Annotated in this window: 12 protein-coding genes; 3 read left to right on the forward strand and 9 right to left on the reverse strand. The window is 56.0% G+C overall.

Going from position 1 to position 13,339, the window contains the following annotated elements; all coding sequences use genetic code 11:
- Nucleotides 1–65 precede the first annotated feature (65 nt).
- Genes cobM through TH3_RS20930 form a run of 6 tightly spaced genes read right to left on the reverse strand, consistent with a single transcriptional unit; the run spans nt 66 to nt 6,513 of the window.
- On the reverse strand, nt 66–827 hold the full coding sequence (cobM, locus tag TH3_RS20905) for a precorrin-4 C(11)-methyltransferase (protein WP_007088392.1): 762 nt from the start codon (nt 825–827) through the stop codon (nt 66–68).
- Nucleotides 827–2,776: a precorrin-3B C(17)-methyltransferase gene (gene cobJ / locus TH3_RS20910; protein ID WP_233421818.1), complete on the reverse strand. Its 1,950-nt coding sequence runs from the start codon at nt 2,774–2,776 to the stop codon at nt 827–829. The genes cobM and cobJ overlap by 1 nt, the downstream gene beginning before the upstream one ends.
- Nucleotides 2,773–3,513: a precorrin-2 C(20)-methyltransferase gene (gene cobI, locus TH3_RS20915; RefSeq protein WP_007088390.1), complete on the reverse strand. Its 741-nt coding sequence runs from the start codon at nt 3,511–3,513 to the stop codon at nt 2,773–2,775. The genes cobJ and cobI overlap by 4 nt, the downstream gene beginning before the upstream one ends.
- Complete coding sequence (locus TH3_RS20920; RefSeq protein WP_007088389.1) at nt 3,510–4,763, reverse strand: bifunctional cobalt-precorrin-7 (C(5))-methyltransferase/cobalt-precorrin-6B (C(15))-methyltransferase; 1,254 nt, start codon at nt 4,761–4,763, stop codon at nt 3,510–3,512. Before TH3_RS20920 ends, cobI begins: the two co-directional genes overlap by 4 nt.
- Complete coding sequence (locus tag TH3_RS20925) at nt 4,760–5,452, reverse strand: precorrin-8X methylmutase (RefSeq protein ID WP_007088388.1); 693 nt, start codon at nt 5,450–5,452, stop codon at nt 4,760–4,762. The genes TH3_RS20920 and TH3_RS20925 overlap by 4 nt, the downstream gene beginning before the upstream one ends.
- Nucleotides 5,453–5,487: 35 nt before the next feature.
- Nucleotides 5,488–6,513: a sirohydrochlorin chelatase gene (locus TH3_RS20930; RefSeq protein WP_007088387.1), complete on the reverse strand. Its 1,026-nt coding sequence runs from the start codon at nt 6,511–6,513 to the stop codon at nt 5,488–5,490.
- Between the two features lie 427 nt (nt 6,514–6,940).
- On the opposite strand from TH3_RS20930, the gene cbiB reads away from it, so the two are divergent.
- Together cbiB and TH3_RS20940 are read left to right on the forward strand one after the other, a co-directional pair.
- Complete coding sequence (cbiB, locus tag TH3_RS20935) at nt 6,941–7,948, forward strand: adenosylcobinamide-phosphate synthase CbiB (protein WP_051682203.1); 1,008 nt, start codon at nt 6,941–6,943, stop codon at nt 7,946–7,948.
- Entirely contained in the window at nt 7,945–8,550 is a 606-nt protein-coding gene (locus TH3_RS20940) for a nucleotidyltransferase family protein (protein ID WP_007088385.1), read from the forward strand. Before cbiB ends, TH3_RS20940 begins: the two co-directional genes overlap by 4 nt.
- A 6-nt stretch (nt 8,551–8,556) precedes the next feature.
- Here the strand turns inward: TH3_RS20940 and rfaE1 are convergent, their stop codons facing one another.
- Both rfaE1 and TH3_RS20950 read right to left on the reverse strand, forming a co-directional pair.
- A complete protein-coding gene (gene rfaE1, locus TH3_RS20945; protein ID WP_007088384.1) occupies nt 8,557–10,029 on the reverse strand; it encodes a D-glycero-beta-D-manno-heptose-7-phosphate kinase in 1,473 nt (490 codons plus the stop codon).
- Between the two features lie 42 nt (nt 10,030–10,071).
- Nucleotides 10,072–10,656 carry a D-sedoheptulose 7-phosphate isomerase gene (locus tag TH3_RS20950; RefSeq protein WP_007088383.1) on the reverse strand — a complete coding sequence of 195 codons (585 nt, stop codon included), beginning with the start codon at nt 10,654–10,656 and terminating at the stop codon, nt 10,072–10,074.
- A 256-nt stretch (nt 10,657–10,912) separates the two neighbouring features.
- On the opposite strand from TH3_RS20950, the gene TH3_RS20955 reads away from it, so the two are divergent.
- A complete protein-coding gene (locus TH3_RS20955; RefSeq protein WP_007088382.1) occupies nt 10,913–12,142 on the forward strand; it encodes an EAL domain-containing protein in 1,230 nt (409 codons plus the stop codon).
- A 45-nt stretch (nt 12,143–12,187) separates the two neighbouring features.
- On the opposite strand, the gene cobT is transcribed toward TH3_RS20955, so the two are convergent.
- A complete protein-coding gene (gene cobT / locus TH3_RS20960) occupies nt 12,188–13,219 on the reverse strand; it encodes a nicotinate-nucleotide--dimethylbenzimidazole phosphoribosyltransferase (RefSeq protein ID WP_007088381.1) in 1,032 nt (343 codons plus the stop codon).
- Nucleotides 13,220–13,339: the final 120 nt, after the last annotated feature.

A 13,339-nucleotide genomic window follows, 5' to 3' on the forward strand; every position in this document is an offset into this window, starting at 1 on the left:
TTTGCTGAAAATATGGGCCGGGTCGTCTAACTGATTGTGCAAAAAACGGGCGTTTTACAGTTCGGTTACGGTTTTGCTGGCCGCAAAACATGGGTGTGATCGGCAGCATACAGGCGGGAATCGGTGAAATCCTTCCGCCCAAAGACCCCGCCCACCATGATGAGAGCCGTCCGGGTGATACCACTACCTTTGACCTTGGCGCGGATATCGCCAAGCGTCCCGTGGATGAATTGCTGATCGGGCCAGGTGACGCGATAGGCGACAACAACCGGGCAATCTTCCCCGTAATGCGGGATCAGATCGCGAACGACATTGACCAGATTATTGATCGACAGATGCACCGCAAGGGTGGCGCGCGAACGACCCAATTCGGCCAGACTTTCACCTTCGGGCATGCAGGATGATCGCATGGCTGTGCGCGTCAGGATGACGGTTTGCGAAATATCAGGCAGGGTCAGCTCCGCCCCCAGTTCGGCGGCAGTGGCGGCATAGGCCGAAACGCCCGGCGTGATGTCATAGGGGATGCCAAGGTCATCAAGCCTGCGGATCTGTTCGGCAATTGCGCCATAGATCGACGGATCGCCGGAATGCACGCGCGCGACATCCTGCCCCGCGGCATGTGCCATTTCAATCTCGGCCAGAATTTCATCAAGGTTCATCGGCGCGGTATCAATCACGCGCGCGCCATCGGGGGCGGATTTGACGATTTCCTCGGGCACGAGTGATCCGGCATAGAGGCAGACCTGGCATTTTTCGATCAGTTTAAGCCCGCGAACGGTGATCAGATCGGGGGCGCCGGGACCGGCACCGATAAAATGAACGGTCATCAGTTTGCCTTATCGTTTTTGGGGTCGTTTTTGGGATTATCGAGGCTGTGGACCGGGGCGTTTGCAGCGTCCGGGCCCTTTTTGGCATAGCCGCGTGGGGTATAGACCCAGCTGTTTTCACCGCGTGTGATATGGCGGCTGTTGCTGGAGCCGACCAGAACGGTGGTCAGCATGTCGACCATATCGACTTCAAGTTTCGCAAGCGGAACGACTGTTATCTGTTCGTCCGGGCGGCCAAGCTGCCGACCCAGCACGACCGGCGTTTCCGGCCCGCGATGTTCAAGCAGGATATCGCGGGCTTGTGCCAGAAGATCACGGCGGCGTTTCGATACCGGGTTATAGAAGGCGATGACAAAGTCGCCCTCGCCCGCGGCCTTGAGCCGAAGCAGGATATCCTCGCGCGGGGTCAGAAGGTCAGAAAGCGATATCGCGCAGAAATCGTGGCCCAGAGGCGCACCGATCCGTGATGCGGCGGCTTGCAGGGCGGAAATGCCTGGTGATACCTGAACCGCAACCCGGTTCCAGTCAGAACGATCTTCGCGATCCAGCAGTTCAAACACAAGCGTTGCCAGCGCATAAATCCCGGCATCGCCAGACCCGATCAGGGCGACGTCCCTGCCAGTGGCGGCCAGTTCAAGTGCGTGTCTGGCACGGGCTTCTTCAGCGCCAAGGTCGGAATGATGGCAGGATTTGCCGTCAATCAGTGGCCCCAGAAGATCAAGATACATCTGATAACCGACAATATCGGTCGCACGCGAAATCAGGCTGCTGGCTTCGGGACTGCGCCAGCCGGGCTGTCCAGGGCCGATGCCGACAATCGACAAACGTCCCTGCGGACGACCCGATTGCAGCGGGACAATATCATCGATTGAAAGCCCGATGGCACAGGTGGCCCGTTTTGATTTCTGTTTCGAAACGATCAGGGTGCCATTGCTGCCGATGGTGGCAAGGGCTGCACCCTCGGCAACGCCGTGACAGCCGGTTTCGGCAAAGACGATGTCGGAGGGATTGGCAAGGCGGGGGGCTTCGGCTTCCAGTGTGGCGGCGTCATAGAAACGTGCCGGGACGCCGAGATGGTCGGCCAGTGCGTGAACGGCGGCTTCGTCTGCCTTGAGGTCGATGGACACAACGCACGCAACGTTTTGCGCACTCAGGCCATTTGCGACAAGGGTTTCGGTGGCGAGTTTGATCAGCTCGTCGGGAGCGCAGTGACGTTCGCAACCGACGCCAAGCGCCAGGACCGGCGGGCGATAGACGATTTCGTGATTGTTCTTGTCGTCGCCAATCGTATTTGTGGCTTTTGCGGTAGCGCGAATAACCACCGTGCCGGTGTCGCTGCGTTCGATATTGCTGTTGGTCAGCCAGGCGGCCGATCCTGCCTCGATCTCGAACCGGGCGGTTTCACCGGCCAGAAGGGCGGCGGTGGCCGGTTTGACGGCTTGCGGATTGGCAAGATGCCAGCCGACGGGGGGCTCATCAAGGGCCAGTCCCAGCATCGCATCGCCGGGCGTGGTGATCGCCGCCTGCCCGCCCAGTCGTTCGGCCAGATCGCGCGCCAGCCGGTTGCCACCGTGATGCCCGCCCAGAAGCGGGATGAAGGTGCTACCGGCTTCATCGACAGCGATGACGGCGGCGTCCTGCCATTTATCGGCCAGAAGCGGTGCCAGAGCACGGATCAGGATGCCCGATGCGCAAACACCGATGATCACATGGTCGGCCGAAAAAGTTCGTTGCAGATGTGCAATGGTATCGTCAAACGCCACATCAACGTCACTTGTTGAAACGCGTGTGCGCAGCCCATGCACCGATGCCCCCTGCAGGTTGGCAGCGATGCGTTTGGCGGTGGCAAGGGCGCGTTGCGTCAGGCAGACAACCGCAATTGGCGCAATCGGGTCCGTCGGCAGGATCGGGTTGGTGTTGCTGGCGGTGGGGATATTCGGGGGCGTCATCGCCATGCGTCTCCGCGACGGTGGATCAGGATCATCGAGAAATAGGGGGCGGTTGCATCCGCCGGAAGATCACCCAGCGGGATCATTTTCTGGGTTTCAAGTGTTGCGCGTTCGATATAGCGCGCCCGGTCGGTCAGGCCAAGTTCTTCGATCACCTTGCGGACTTTGGCGAAGTGACGGCCAAGTTTGATGATGGCGGCCGCATCGGTGTCGCCAAGTTGCGCGCGCAGGCGTTCTTCGGACAAGGGTCCCGGAATGACCTGCAACACATCGTTTCTGGCGGCAAGCGGTGCGCCAAGCTGGGCGGCGCAGGCCATCATCGAACTGACACCCGGCACGGTTTGAACCGGGTGGCCGGCCTCGGCCAGGCGACCAAACAGATACATGAAGCTGCCGTAAAAGAACGGATCGCCTTCGCACAGGACGGCAACGTTTTTTCCGGCTTTCAGATATTCGCCGATTTCAAGGGCGGCGGCATCATAGATCGGGTCGGCGGGTTGGCCCATGGTGATGCGAATGGCAATTTCGATCCGGCCATCAGGGACATGCTGGGCCACGATCTGGCGGGCCAGACTGGCACCGTCTTCGAGGGCCGGATAGGCAATCACATCCGCCTTTTGCAGGATGTTATAGGCTTTGAGCGTGATCAGGTCGGGTTCGCCCGGACCGATGCCAAGGCCATAGGCCGTACCCGCCACGGGTAATGCGCTGGCGGGTGTTGTGGCCGCGTCGCTCATGCTTTTACTCCGACATAGTGGGTGACGGGGGCAAGGTTGCTCCAGCCCCTGAAGCTGCCGCGTGGAACCAGCCGGGAAACCGACAGGCGCGACAGGGTGCCACCGTTTTTATTGTAAAATCGTAATAATTGTTCTTCGCCTTCCAGCGTGACCGTATTGGCCACCAGCCGCCCATGCATCGGCAGGATATCCCAGCACCGATCCATCAGACCGGATGTCGTGATGCCGCCGCCGACGAAAATCGCATCGGGTGTCGGAAGTTGATCGGCGAAGGCAATCACATCCTCGATCCCCTTTTGGCGGATCATCAGATCGGGTGTACCAAGGCGGATGGCATTTTTTGCGATCAGGTCGCAGCGTTTTGCATCGCGCTCTATGGCGATGGCCTGCCCCCCGGCGCGCATCCATTCGATTGAAACCGAACCGCATCCCGCCCCCAGATCCCAAAGCATGGCATCGCGCCATGGGGCAAGGGATGACAAGGTTTGGGCACGGATTTCGGATTTGGTGATCATCCCGTCATGGATGAAGGCATCATCGGGAAGACCGGCCCCATTGCCCAGAACGCGGCTTTTGGGACCGGCCACCAGATCAATCATGATCAGGTTCAGTGGATCAACCGGTTTGACATCGGGCATTGAGGTTGCCGTGGACTGCCATGTTTGGGCGGTCTGGGTGGTAATGCGTTCTTCTGTACCGCCCAGCCGTTCGCAAATCGTCATATGGCTTTGATCGTAGCCGGCTTCGCACAGCATGACGGCAACCAGTGCCGGGGTACTGCCATCGGCACTAAGCGCGATCAGTCTACCGCGCGATCGCAGGTGCGATCGCAGGATTTCCGGTTCGCGCCCATGCAGCGTGATCACATCGCATTCGGCAAGCGCCCAACCCATGCGGGCGGCTGCCAGACTGATGCTGGACGGGTGTGGGATCACGGTAATTGATCTGGATCCGAAATAATTGACCAGTGTATTGCCGACACCAAAGAACATTGGGTCGCCACTGGCGAGAATAACCGGGTTCTGATCAAGGCAATCCTCGATCAGGGGCATATTGGCCTCGAACGGGGTGATCCAGCTGTTCTGGGTGGCAATATTTGATCCGGGCAGCATGGCGATGTGGCGTTTGCCGCCAAAAATCACGCTGGCGGTTTCCAGAATCTGACGGGCAATCGTGCTTAGTCCGTCATAACCGTCTTCGCCAATGCCGATCACGGTGATTTTGCCGTTCAAGGGCGATTGTTCGTTCATTTGCCATTCCCCTTGTCAGGGTCGGTGGGTTTTGTGGCCGTGCCATCCGGTGTCTGCCCCGGCGATGCGAGGCGCGCCAATGCGTTAAGCGTTGCCGCGGTGACCGCACTGCCGCCAAACCGGCCGCGCAATGTGACGAACGGGATGTCACCGGCATGGGCAATCAGGGCTTCTTTGCTTTCCTCCGCACCGACAAAGCCCACCGGCATGCCGATGATCAATGCCGGTTTCGCCAGACGGTTCGAAATCAGGGCCTCAAGCAGATGAAAAAGCGCCGTTGGCGCGTTGCCGATGGCAATTATTGCACCATCGATATGATCTGCCCAATCTTCGATGGCGGCAGCCGACCGTGTGGTAGCAAGCTTGGCTGCGCGTTCGGCGTTGCCATCTGTATTCAGGGTGCAAATGACCGGGTTCTGTTGGGGCAGAAGGCGGTAAATGATCCCGTGACGGACCATTTCCGCATCACACAGGATCGGTTTGCCATTTTGCAGGGACCTGATTGCTGCGGTCACCACGTCGCCGCCAAAAGCAATCAGATCTCCCTTTTCAACCATGCCACAGGCATGAATGATCCGTACGGCAACCGACCGCAATTCTTCGGGAAAGCGGGCGAGATCGGCTTCGGCTTCGATGGTTGTAAAGCTTTGCCGATAGATTTCCTGCGGGTCCCGCAGATAGTCGAACATCGCCACACCTTTCGCAGGGAACAAAGGGCGACCGGTCAGGAACCGGTCGCTTTATTGGTTTCGTGGCTGTGATCGTGGCTGTGCCCGTGATCATGGCTGTGGTCATGAGAATGATCATGAGAATGCCCATGATGATGGTGCCCGTGATCATGGCCATGACTGTGGCCGTGACTATGCCCGTCGGTGCCAATCCCCATCACATGATGATGATGGCCGACCTGCGGGGTTGCAACGTCGCCTTCATATCCAATGATCTGTTCGCGATATTTGCACAGCTGGCAGTTCATATTGTTGTCGCCGGTGTCAATTTCGGCCAGGCGTTCGGCAAAGCTTTCCAGCACCAGCGGATGATCGCGCAGATATTCCGCCTTAATGAATTCAACATCTTGGAATTCGGCCGCGATTTCGTCGGTATGGGCGTAAATCCGGTCGATCAAAATGCCTGCAAACAGGAAATACGGGAATACCACCACACGCTTGTAGCCAAGCTTCATGGCTTCGCGCAGACCGGCATTGACGCGCGGATGCGCAACCCCGGAATAGCTGATTTCGGTACGCCCGAAACCAAGCCCTTCCTGTAACATGCGTGCGACCTTATAGACGTTTGAATTGGCATCCGGGTCATTGGTGCCACGCCCGACGACCATCAAAAGCGTATCCTTGCGCGAGATGCTGTCATCAGCGGTTGCAAGGGCTTCTTCGATGCGATCAGCACTGGCACGCAGAAGTTTCGGGTCAATCGCCAGATCACGTCCGAATTTAACGTCGATATCCGGGTTTTCATGGGCGAAATTGTTCACTTCGCTTGGCAGGTCATTTTTGACGTGACCGGCGGCAAACAGCATGCCCGGCAGGGCGTAAATCTTTTTGTGGCCCATGGCTTTGAGTTTTTCAAAGCCATCGCGCAGGATCGGGTGCGCAAATTCGAGAAAGCCGCTTTCGACATCATAATCGGCCAGATGGGTCTGCTTCATTGTTTCAACCATGGCGTTGAACTGTGAAACAGCGCGCTCATCACGCGAACCGTGTCCGCATATCATTACGGCGCCTTTGGGGGACATAAAAGGCTGCTCCTTTGTCTCTCTCGTGTTTTGGTGCGCGACGGTCACAAACCGCCACGGTACCCGATGCCACCCCCGTTTTCACCGATTGGCCTGCGGAATGCAAGCCACAGCTGATTGGATAATCGTCGTAAGGGCGGGTCGGATAGAAAATACAAACTGTTGTGGTTTGTTTTACGGGCGATTGCAGATGTTGTGGTCACAAATCTTGCTACCCGAAATGATGGAATGGGTAAGTAACAGGTTTGAGGCCTCCTGATCTGGATGCTGAAGTGTTGTATGAGGAAAAAAATAAAAGTATGAATTTCTTTTATCAAAGCCCGTACCGATTGGCAAATCGTGCTGTTTGTTCGGTAATTTTCCCATGTAATCCCGGATGATGATTGACGGGCATGTGCCTGCGACGCACATTGCCGCAATGGAAACCATGATTCTTGAATTTCTGATTCCGCAGCCCGGTTTCATGGGCCCGCTTTTCACCGTGCTGGTTCTGGCACTGGTGCTTGATGCGGTTTGTGGGGATTTCCCGTGGCTGTTCGGGCGGGTGCCGCATCCGGTGGTCTGGATCGGCAATCTGATTGACTGGTTTGAAAAGCGCCTGAACAAACCGCGATATGGTAACAGTAATCGCTTTTTACGCGGAAGCCTCACCAGTCTGGCGGTGATTGCCTGTGCGGCGTCGTTTGGCGGCATGATCCAGCTGATATCGTCATTTGGCGATGTTTTCCGGTTTGCCGATATTCTGCTGCTTGCCATCCTGATTGCGCAAAAGGGGCTTTATCAGCATGTCAAAGACGTCTCGGTCGCGTTAAAGCGCGATGGCCTTGCAGGCGGAAGGGCAGCGGTTTCGATGATTGTCGGACGCGATCCGCAATCACTTGATGATGCCGGGGTCAGCCGGGCGGCGATTGAAAGCTGTGCGGAAAACTTTTCGGACGGCGTGGTCGCGCCGCTGTTCTGGTACGTGCTGGTCGGGCCGATTGGGCTTTGTGCCTATAAGGCGATCAATACGCTTGATTCGATGATCGGTCATCGCAGTGACCGTTATCTTTATTTCGGCAAGTTCGCGGCACGTCTTGATGATGTTGCGAACTTTGTCCCTGCACGGATTGCCGGTGGGGTGATCTGCCTTGCCGCTGTGATGGGCCGCAAAACTTCCGGCGCGCATGCCTGGAAAATCATGCTGCGCGATGCGTCAAAACACAAATCGCCCAATGCCGGGTGGCAGGAAGCTGCCTTTGCCGGGGCACTTGACCTGTCGCTTGCCGGACCGCGTCAATACGGGGCGGAGCTGGTTGAAGACCCCTATATCGGGGATGGCAGGCGGGATGCCGATGCCAGCGATATTGACCGTGCGCTTAAACTTTACACGACAGCATGCATTCTTAATGCCGCGTGGCCGGTGGTGTTGAAGATGATGTGGGTTTCGCTATGAGCTCAGGGAATGCCGTTGATCAGGTTGAGCAGGGGCAGCTGTTTCTTGATCTGGTGTTACGTAACCGTTTCAATCGGACAATCCTTGATCGGTTTGGTGATTTGGGAATTGATGACTGGTGGTTAACGGCTGGGTGTCTGGCGCAATCAATATGGAATATTTCAGCAAACCGTCCTGCTGAAGACCGGATTGATGACTATGATCTATTCTATTTTGACCCTGACATCCGTTGGAATGCTGAAGATAAGGTGATTGCACGAGTTGCTGATTTGTTCTCAGATCTGCCCATTCGGATCGAAATTCGCAATCAAGCAAGGGTGCCGATTTGGTACCGGAAGAAATTCGACATTGAATATGGTGATGTATCAGCTGCGTGCGACGGGATTGATCGATTTGCTTATCGAACAACTGCAATCGGGCTGCGCAAACTGCATGACGAGTATCGTATATACGCGCCATTTGGGCTTGAAGCGGTTTTGGAAGGCACAATCATTCCGAACCCCGTCCTGCCGATCCGGGATGTGTATGCGGCCAAAGTCATGCGATGGCGGAAAAAGTGGCCCTGCCTTAAAGTGATGCCATGGCCCGATAACCCGGAATAATCTGGATTATTTCTTGCCCTGATTGATCCGCGCAATGGTGGAGGTCGTCGAAAAACCGTCGGCGAGATTGGCCAGAACGACCTTGCCGCCATAGCCCTGAACGATATTTGCGCCGACAACCTTGTCGATGGTGTAATCGGCACCCTTGACCAGAATATCGGGTTTGAGGGCCTCGATCACCGTGATCGGGGTGTCTTCGCCGAAAATCACCACACCGCTGACGGTTTCAAGAGACCCCAGGACAGCCGCACGGGCAGCCTCGGATTGCACGGGGCGTGCTTCGCCCTTAAGGCGTTTGACCGATGCATCGGAATTAAGCCCGACAATCAGCCGGTCACAGTTGGATCGCGCCTGTTGCAGCAGGCTGAGATGGCCCGGATGCAGCAGATCGAAACAGCCATTGGTGAAGCCGACCTTATAACCCTTGCGGCGCCAGCGTTCGACACGGTCCACCATGCGGTCAAGCGGCATCAGTTTGGCTTCGCCGATCATCAGGTCGTGATGATGCAGAACAGAAATCAGTTCGTCCGGATAAACAACAGCGGTGCCGATCTTGCCAACCACGATGCCCGCGGCAACATTGGCAATACGCGCAGCGTCTGAAAGTGATGCGCCCCCGGCAATCGCCGATGCAAGGCAGGCAACGACCGTGTCACCGGCCCCCGATACATCAAATACTTCGCGTGCTTCGGTCGGAAGGTGGGTTGCCTCACCTTTGCTGGTGACAAGCGTCATGCCATCCTGGCTTCGGGTCAGAAGGACGTTTTCAATACCGCATTCGGTGATGATTTTGGTGGCTGCGGCAATTGCATCCTCGTCACTTTGAATGTCGATGCCGGTTGCGGCCTGGGCTTCGGCTCGGTTCGGGGTGACGACCGTCGCACCGCGATAGATGCTGTAATCTGTACCCTTGGGATCGACAATAACCGGTTTTCCGGCCTTGCGCGCGGCAGCAATGGTTGCGGCGACAACGTCACCATGCAAAACGCCCTTACCATAATCGGAAAGGATAATGGCACTGACATCGGGCGCTAGTTGTGCAGCCAAGGCAGACAGGTTGCTGATGGTTGGGGCGGCAAGCGTTGCGGTGGTTTCGTTATCAGATCGTAACAATTGTTGTCCGCCCGCGATATAGCGGGTTTTGATCGTTGTCGGGCGGTTGCGTTCAATCTGGATATAGGGCTCGACACCCTTGTCATTGGCGACATATTCCATCACCTCCCGGCCTGGAAGATCATCACCGACAAGGGAAAGAAAACGAACCGATGCGCCAAGGGCCGTCGCATTGCGGGCAACGTTGCCCGCACCACCCAGCATTGCACTTTCGCGTTCGACCCGGATGATCGGGATCGGTGCCTCGGGCGAAATACGGGTGACCGAGCCATAGACAAACCGGTCAAGCATCACATCGCCGATGCAAAGTACCTTGGCATTGGGCAGTTGTTCAACCAGTTGGGCCAGATGGCTGAGATCGGTCATGTGCGTATCGTCTTCTGTTCGTTAAATCGAAAGTGGCTCGGATCAGGCCTTGGTCAGGCCAAGGGTATGTTCGAGTGCGCCAACAAGCATTTGCCCGAGCTGTATATGCATTTCCTGAATACGGGCGGTGGTGTTGCTTGGCACGATCATCAACGGATCACACAGATCAACCATGGCGCCACCGGTTTTACCGGTCCAGCCAGTGGAAATCAGCCCCATCTTGCGCGCCTTTTCAAGGCCGAGATTGACGTTTTTGCTGTTGCCCGATGTCGAAATACCAATTGCGACATCTCCTGGCCGACCCAGTGCCTCGATCTGGCGGGAAAACAGATAATCAAATCCGAAATCATTGCCGATTGCGGTCAGTGCCGAGCTATCGGTTGTCAGGGCAATGGCCGGCAATGCACGCCGGTCATTGATGTAACGAACCGTGAATTCGGTTGCGATATGCTGCGCGTCGGCTGCTGATCCACCATTGCCAAAGAACAGGAGTTTGTTGCCTTCGTTCAGCGCATTGGTGCAGATCGATACCAGTTTTGCAAAGGGCGCACGCGTTGCTTCGCGGGTTTTGTCGACCAGATCAAGATGCTCGTCAAATTCGGCATCGAAGAAGGCATTGATATCCATGTTTTGATCTCTGGAATGTTCGAGGCTGATGAAATCGGCCTGAAACTAGCAGCTTGGATGATCCATTGCCATGACTTATCGTTTTTAAAAGTGGTGTTTTCGGCAAATATCGGAACATCAGGAAATGACTGATTTTCGGGTTTGGTTTCAATTTGTCACAATGATAAATACATAAGCTGTTAACGGCCCGCGAACTATTGTATTTCAATCGGGACTTTCGCCGCGCGTTGCACATTGGAAAATCTGGTCATCCTGTATGTCTGAAAGCACGTTACCCTCACCCGAAGCCTTTTTGGTCGATTATGTGCGCCGTCTTGAGCGTCGCAAGGATGGTGTGGGGGCGGTTCATGTGCATTTTTCAAAGCTGCTGCCGTTCAACCGGCGCGATCACCATATCCGCACGGCAATTGCATCATTCGAAGAAATCGTTCCTGATGTGACCGGGCGTATTTTCACGCTGTCCAATCAGGATCTGATTTTCATCTTTGATGCGGCCGAGATTGACGAGGTCAATGCAGTCATATTCCGGCTCAAATTCCTTTTCAATGATGATCCGCTGATCAGTGACGGCAAGGATGAAAGCGGCGCGCCTGCGACCTTTACCGACTATTTCGATGTCGCACAGCAATACAAGGATTTCCTGCATCTGGCACAAACGCTTGTGCGCTCAAACGCCAACCGTCCGCGTCAGGTCAGCAAGGCGGCCGAGCGTCACAACGACAGCCCGATGCTTGAAGATGATCGTGCACCGCTGACACCCAAAATACTGGGGCGTATTGACGAGGCATTGCGCAGGGCTGATCTTTCGAACCTGATGCGCAGGCAGGCGATTTGTGCGGTTGTCGGTGATGCGAACCCGACGCCGGTTTTTCACGAATTGTTCATTTCGATCAAGGATTTACAGCAAACACTGCTGCCCGATGTCAATGTTTTGTCCAATCGCTGGCTGTTTCAGCATCTGACGGAAATTCTTGATCGTCGCATGTTGTCGTTGCTGACACGCAGCAATGACGCATCGGTGACCGGTTCGGTCAGTATCAATCTGAATGTTTCGACCCTGCTATCGCCGGATTTCCTGACATTTGACAGCAACGTCAAGGCAGGTCAGCGCGGAACCATCGTGCTTGAACTGCAAAAGATCGATATCTTTGCCGATCTTGGCGCATTCTTCTTTGCGCGTGATTTCTGCCGCGATCGTGGCTACCGGATTTGTATTGACGGGATCAGCCATCTTTCGCTGCCCTATATCAACCGCAACAAGCTTGGCGTTGATATGATCAAGATGATCTGGGATCCGGAAATGGAAAATCTGGACGAAGAGCACGGCAACGCCATGCGCGAAGCTGTGGCGCAATCAGGCGATACGCGCGTGATCATGTGCCGCTGCGATGATGAGCGGGCGATCAAATTTGGTCATTCGATCAATATCACCATGTTCCAGGGTCGCCATGTCGAGCATCTGCTGAGCGAGCGCACCAAAAAATAACGCCAGCAAACGGCCGGTACCTTTTTAATTCCGAAATCAAAACGATTACGCGTCGCGGCTTGTGACACCTGCCTTGGCAAAGGTTGCCATGCCGTTGTGGCATTCCGCCGATGCCCGCAATAGCGGAATGGCAAGGGCTGCACCCGATCCTTCGCCAAGGCGCATGCCAAAATCGAGAAGCGCCTGTTTTCCAAGCTTTTCGATCAGTCGTTTATGGCCCGGTTCGGCCGAAACATGCCCGATCAGACAATGGTCAAGGGCATCGCTGCGAATAGTGCCAAGGATTGCCGCAGCTGCACAGGAAACATATCCATCAAGAAGAACCGGTACCCGTTGGTAACGCGCGGCCAGAATGGCACCGGCCATCGCGGCAATTTCGCGTCCGCCGACACAGCGCAGAACGTCGAATGCATCATGGAACTGATTTTTGTGCAGGATGATGGCATCCCCGACCACGCGTGTTTTGCGTTTAAGCGTTTCATCGTCGATGCCGGTGCCGCGTCCGGTCCAGTCGGCGGCTTCACCGCCAAACAGGGCATAGGCAATGGCGGCGGCCGAGGTGGTATTGCCGATCCCCATTTCACCGGGCACAAAAAGGTCAATCCCCTTTTCGATGGCGCTCATGCCAAAGGCCATTGCTTCGGCGCAGCCTTCGTCATCCATGGCGGGTTCTTGCGAGAAATCGTTGGTCGGGATTTCAAGGGCGACTTCCATCACGCGCAGTTCCGCGTCAACCGTTTTGCAGATCTGGTTGATTGCCGCACCGCCATTGATGAAGTTTTCAACCATCTGCTGGTTGACCTCGGCCGGGAATGCCGACACGCCCTGTGCACAGACGCCGTGGCTTCCGGCAAAGACCGTGACACGCGGGCGTGTCATGTTCGGTCGTGAATTTCCTTGCCACCCGGCCAGCCAAAGGCTGATATCTTCCATCCTGCCGAGCGCGCCTGCGGGCTTGGTCAATTGTGGCTCGCGCGTACTTACGGCTGCCTGTGCCTCTGCATCGACACCGGGCAATTGGGCCATCAGGGTGCGGATTTCATCAAGACTTTGGGGGGGATGCTTGGGATCGAACATGGAAAATCTCCGGCTGGCGGACAAGGATGCAAAGCGTCTTCTGCTTGGCTTCTGTCGCGCCCATGATTAGTCTGATTGCGTGCAAAATGCCAGTTCGAATATCGGAACACACCCGTGAAC

The organism is Thalassospira xiamenensis M-5 = DSM 17429 (genome assembly GCF_000300235.2).
GTDB classification, from domain to species: domain Bacteria; phylum Pseudomonadota; class Alphaproteobacteria; order Rhodospirillales; family Thalassospiraceae; genus Thalassospira; species Thalassospira xiamenensis.

What these genes read in the sequence shown, in the direction of transcription:
- rfaE1 (WP_007088384.1), bottom strand. Translation starts at nt 10,029, where the DNA reads ATGACCGATCTCAGCCATCTGGCCCAACTGGTTGAACAACTGCCCAAT.
- cobJ (WP_233421818.1), bottom strand. Translation starts at nt 2,776, where the DNA reads ATGACGCCCCCGAATATCCCCACCGCCAGCAACACCAACCCGATCCTG.
- cobM (WP_007088392.1), bottom strand. Translation starts at nt 827, where the DNA reads ATGACCGTTCATTTTATCGGTGCCGGTCCCGGCGCCCCCGATCTGATC.
- cobI (WP_007088390.1), bottom strand. Translation starts at nt 3,513, where the DNA reads ATGAGCGACGCGGCCACAACACCCGCCAGCGCATTACCCGTGGCGGGT.
- TH3_RS20940 (WP_007088385.1), top strand. Translation starts at nt 7,945, where the DNA reads ATGAGCTCAGGGAATGCCGTTGATCAGGTTGAGCAGGGGCAGCTGTTT.
- TH3_RS20925 (WP_007088388.1), bottom strand. Translation starts at nt 5,452, where the DNA reads ATGTTCGACTATCTGCGGGACCCGCAGGAAATCTATCGGCAAAGCTTT.
- cbiB (WP_051682203.1), top strand. Translation starts at nt 6,941, where the DNA reads ATGATTCTTGAATTTCTGATTCCGCAGCCCGGTTTCATGGGCCCGCTT.
- TH3_RS20930 (WP_007088387.1), bottom strand. Translation starts at nt 6,513, where the DNA reads ATGTCCCCCAAAGGCGCCGTAATGATATGCGGACACGGTTCGCGTGAT.
- TH3_RS20950 (WP_007088383.1), bottom strand. Translation starts at nt 10,656, where the DNA reads ATGGATATCAATGCCTTCTTCGATGCCGAATTTGACGAGCATCTTGAT.
- TH3_RS20955 (WP_007088382.1), top strand. Translation starts at nt 10,913, where the DNA reads ATGTCTGAAAGCACGTTACCCTCACCCGAAGCCTTTTTGGTCGATTAT.
- cobT (WP_007088381.1), bottom strand. Translation starts at nt 13,219, where the DNA reads ATGTTCGATCCCAAGCATCCCCCCCAAAGTCTTGATGAAATCCGCACC.
- TH3_RS20920 (WP_007088389.1), bottom strand. Translation starts at nt 4,763, where the DNA reads ATGAACGAACAATCGCCCTTGAACGGCAAAATCACCGTGATCGGCATT.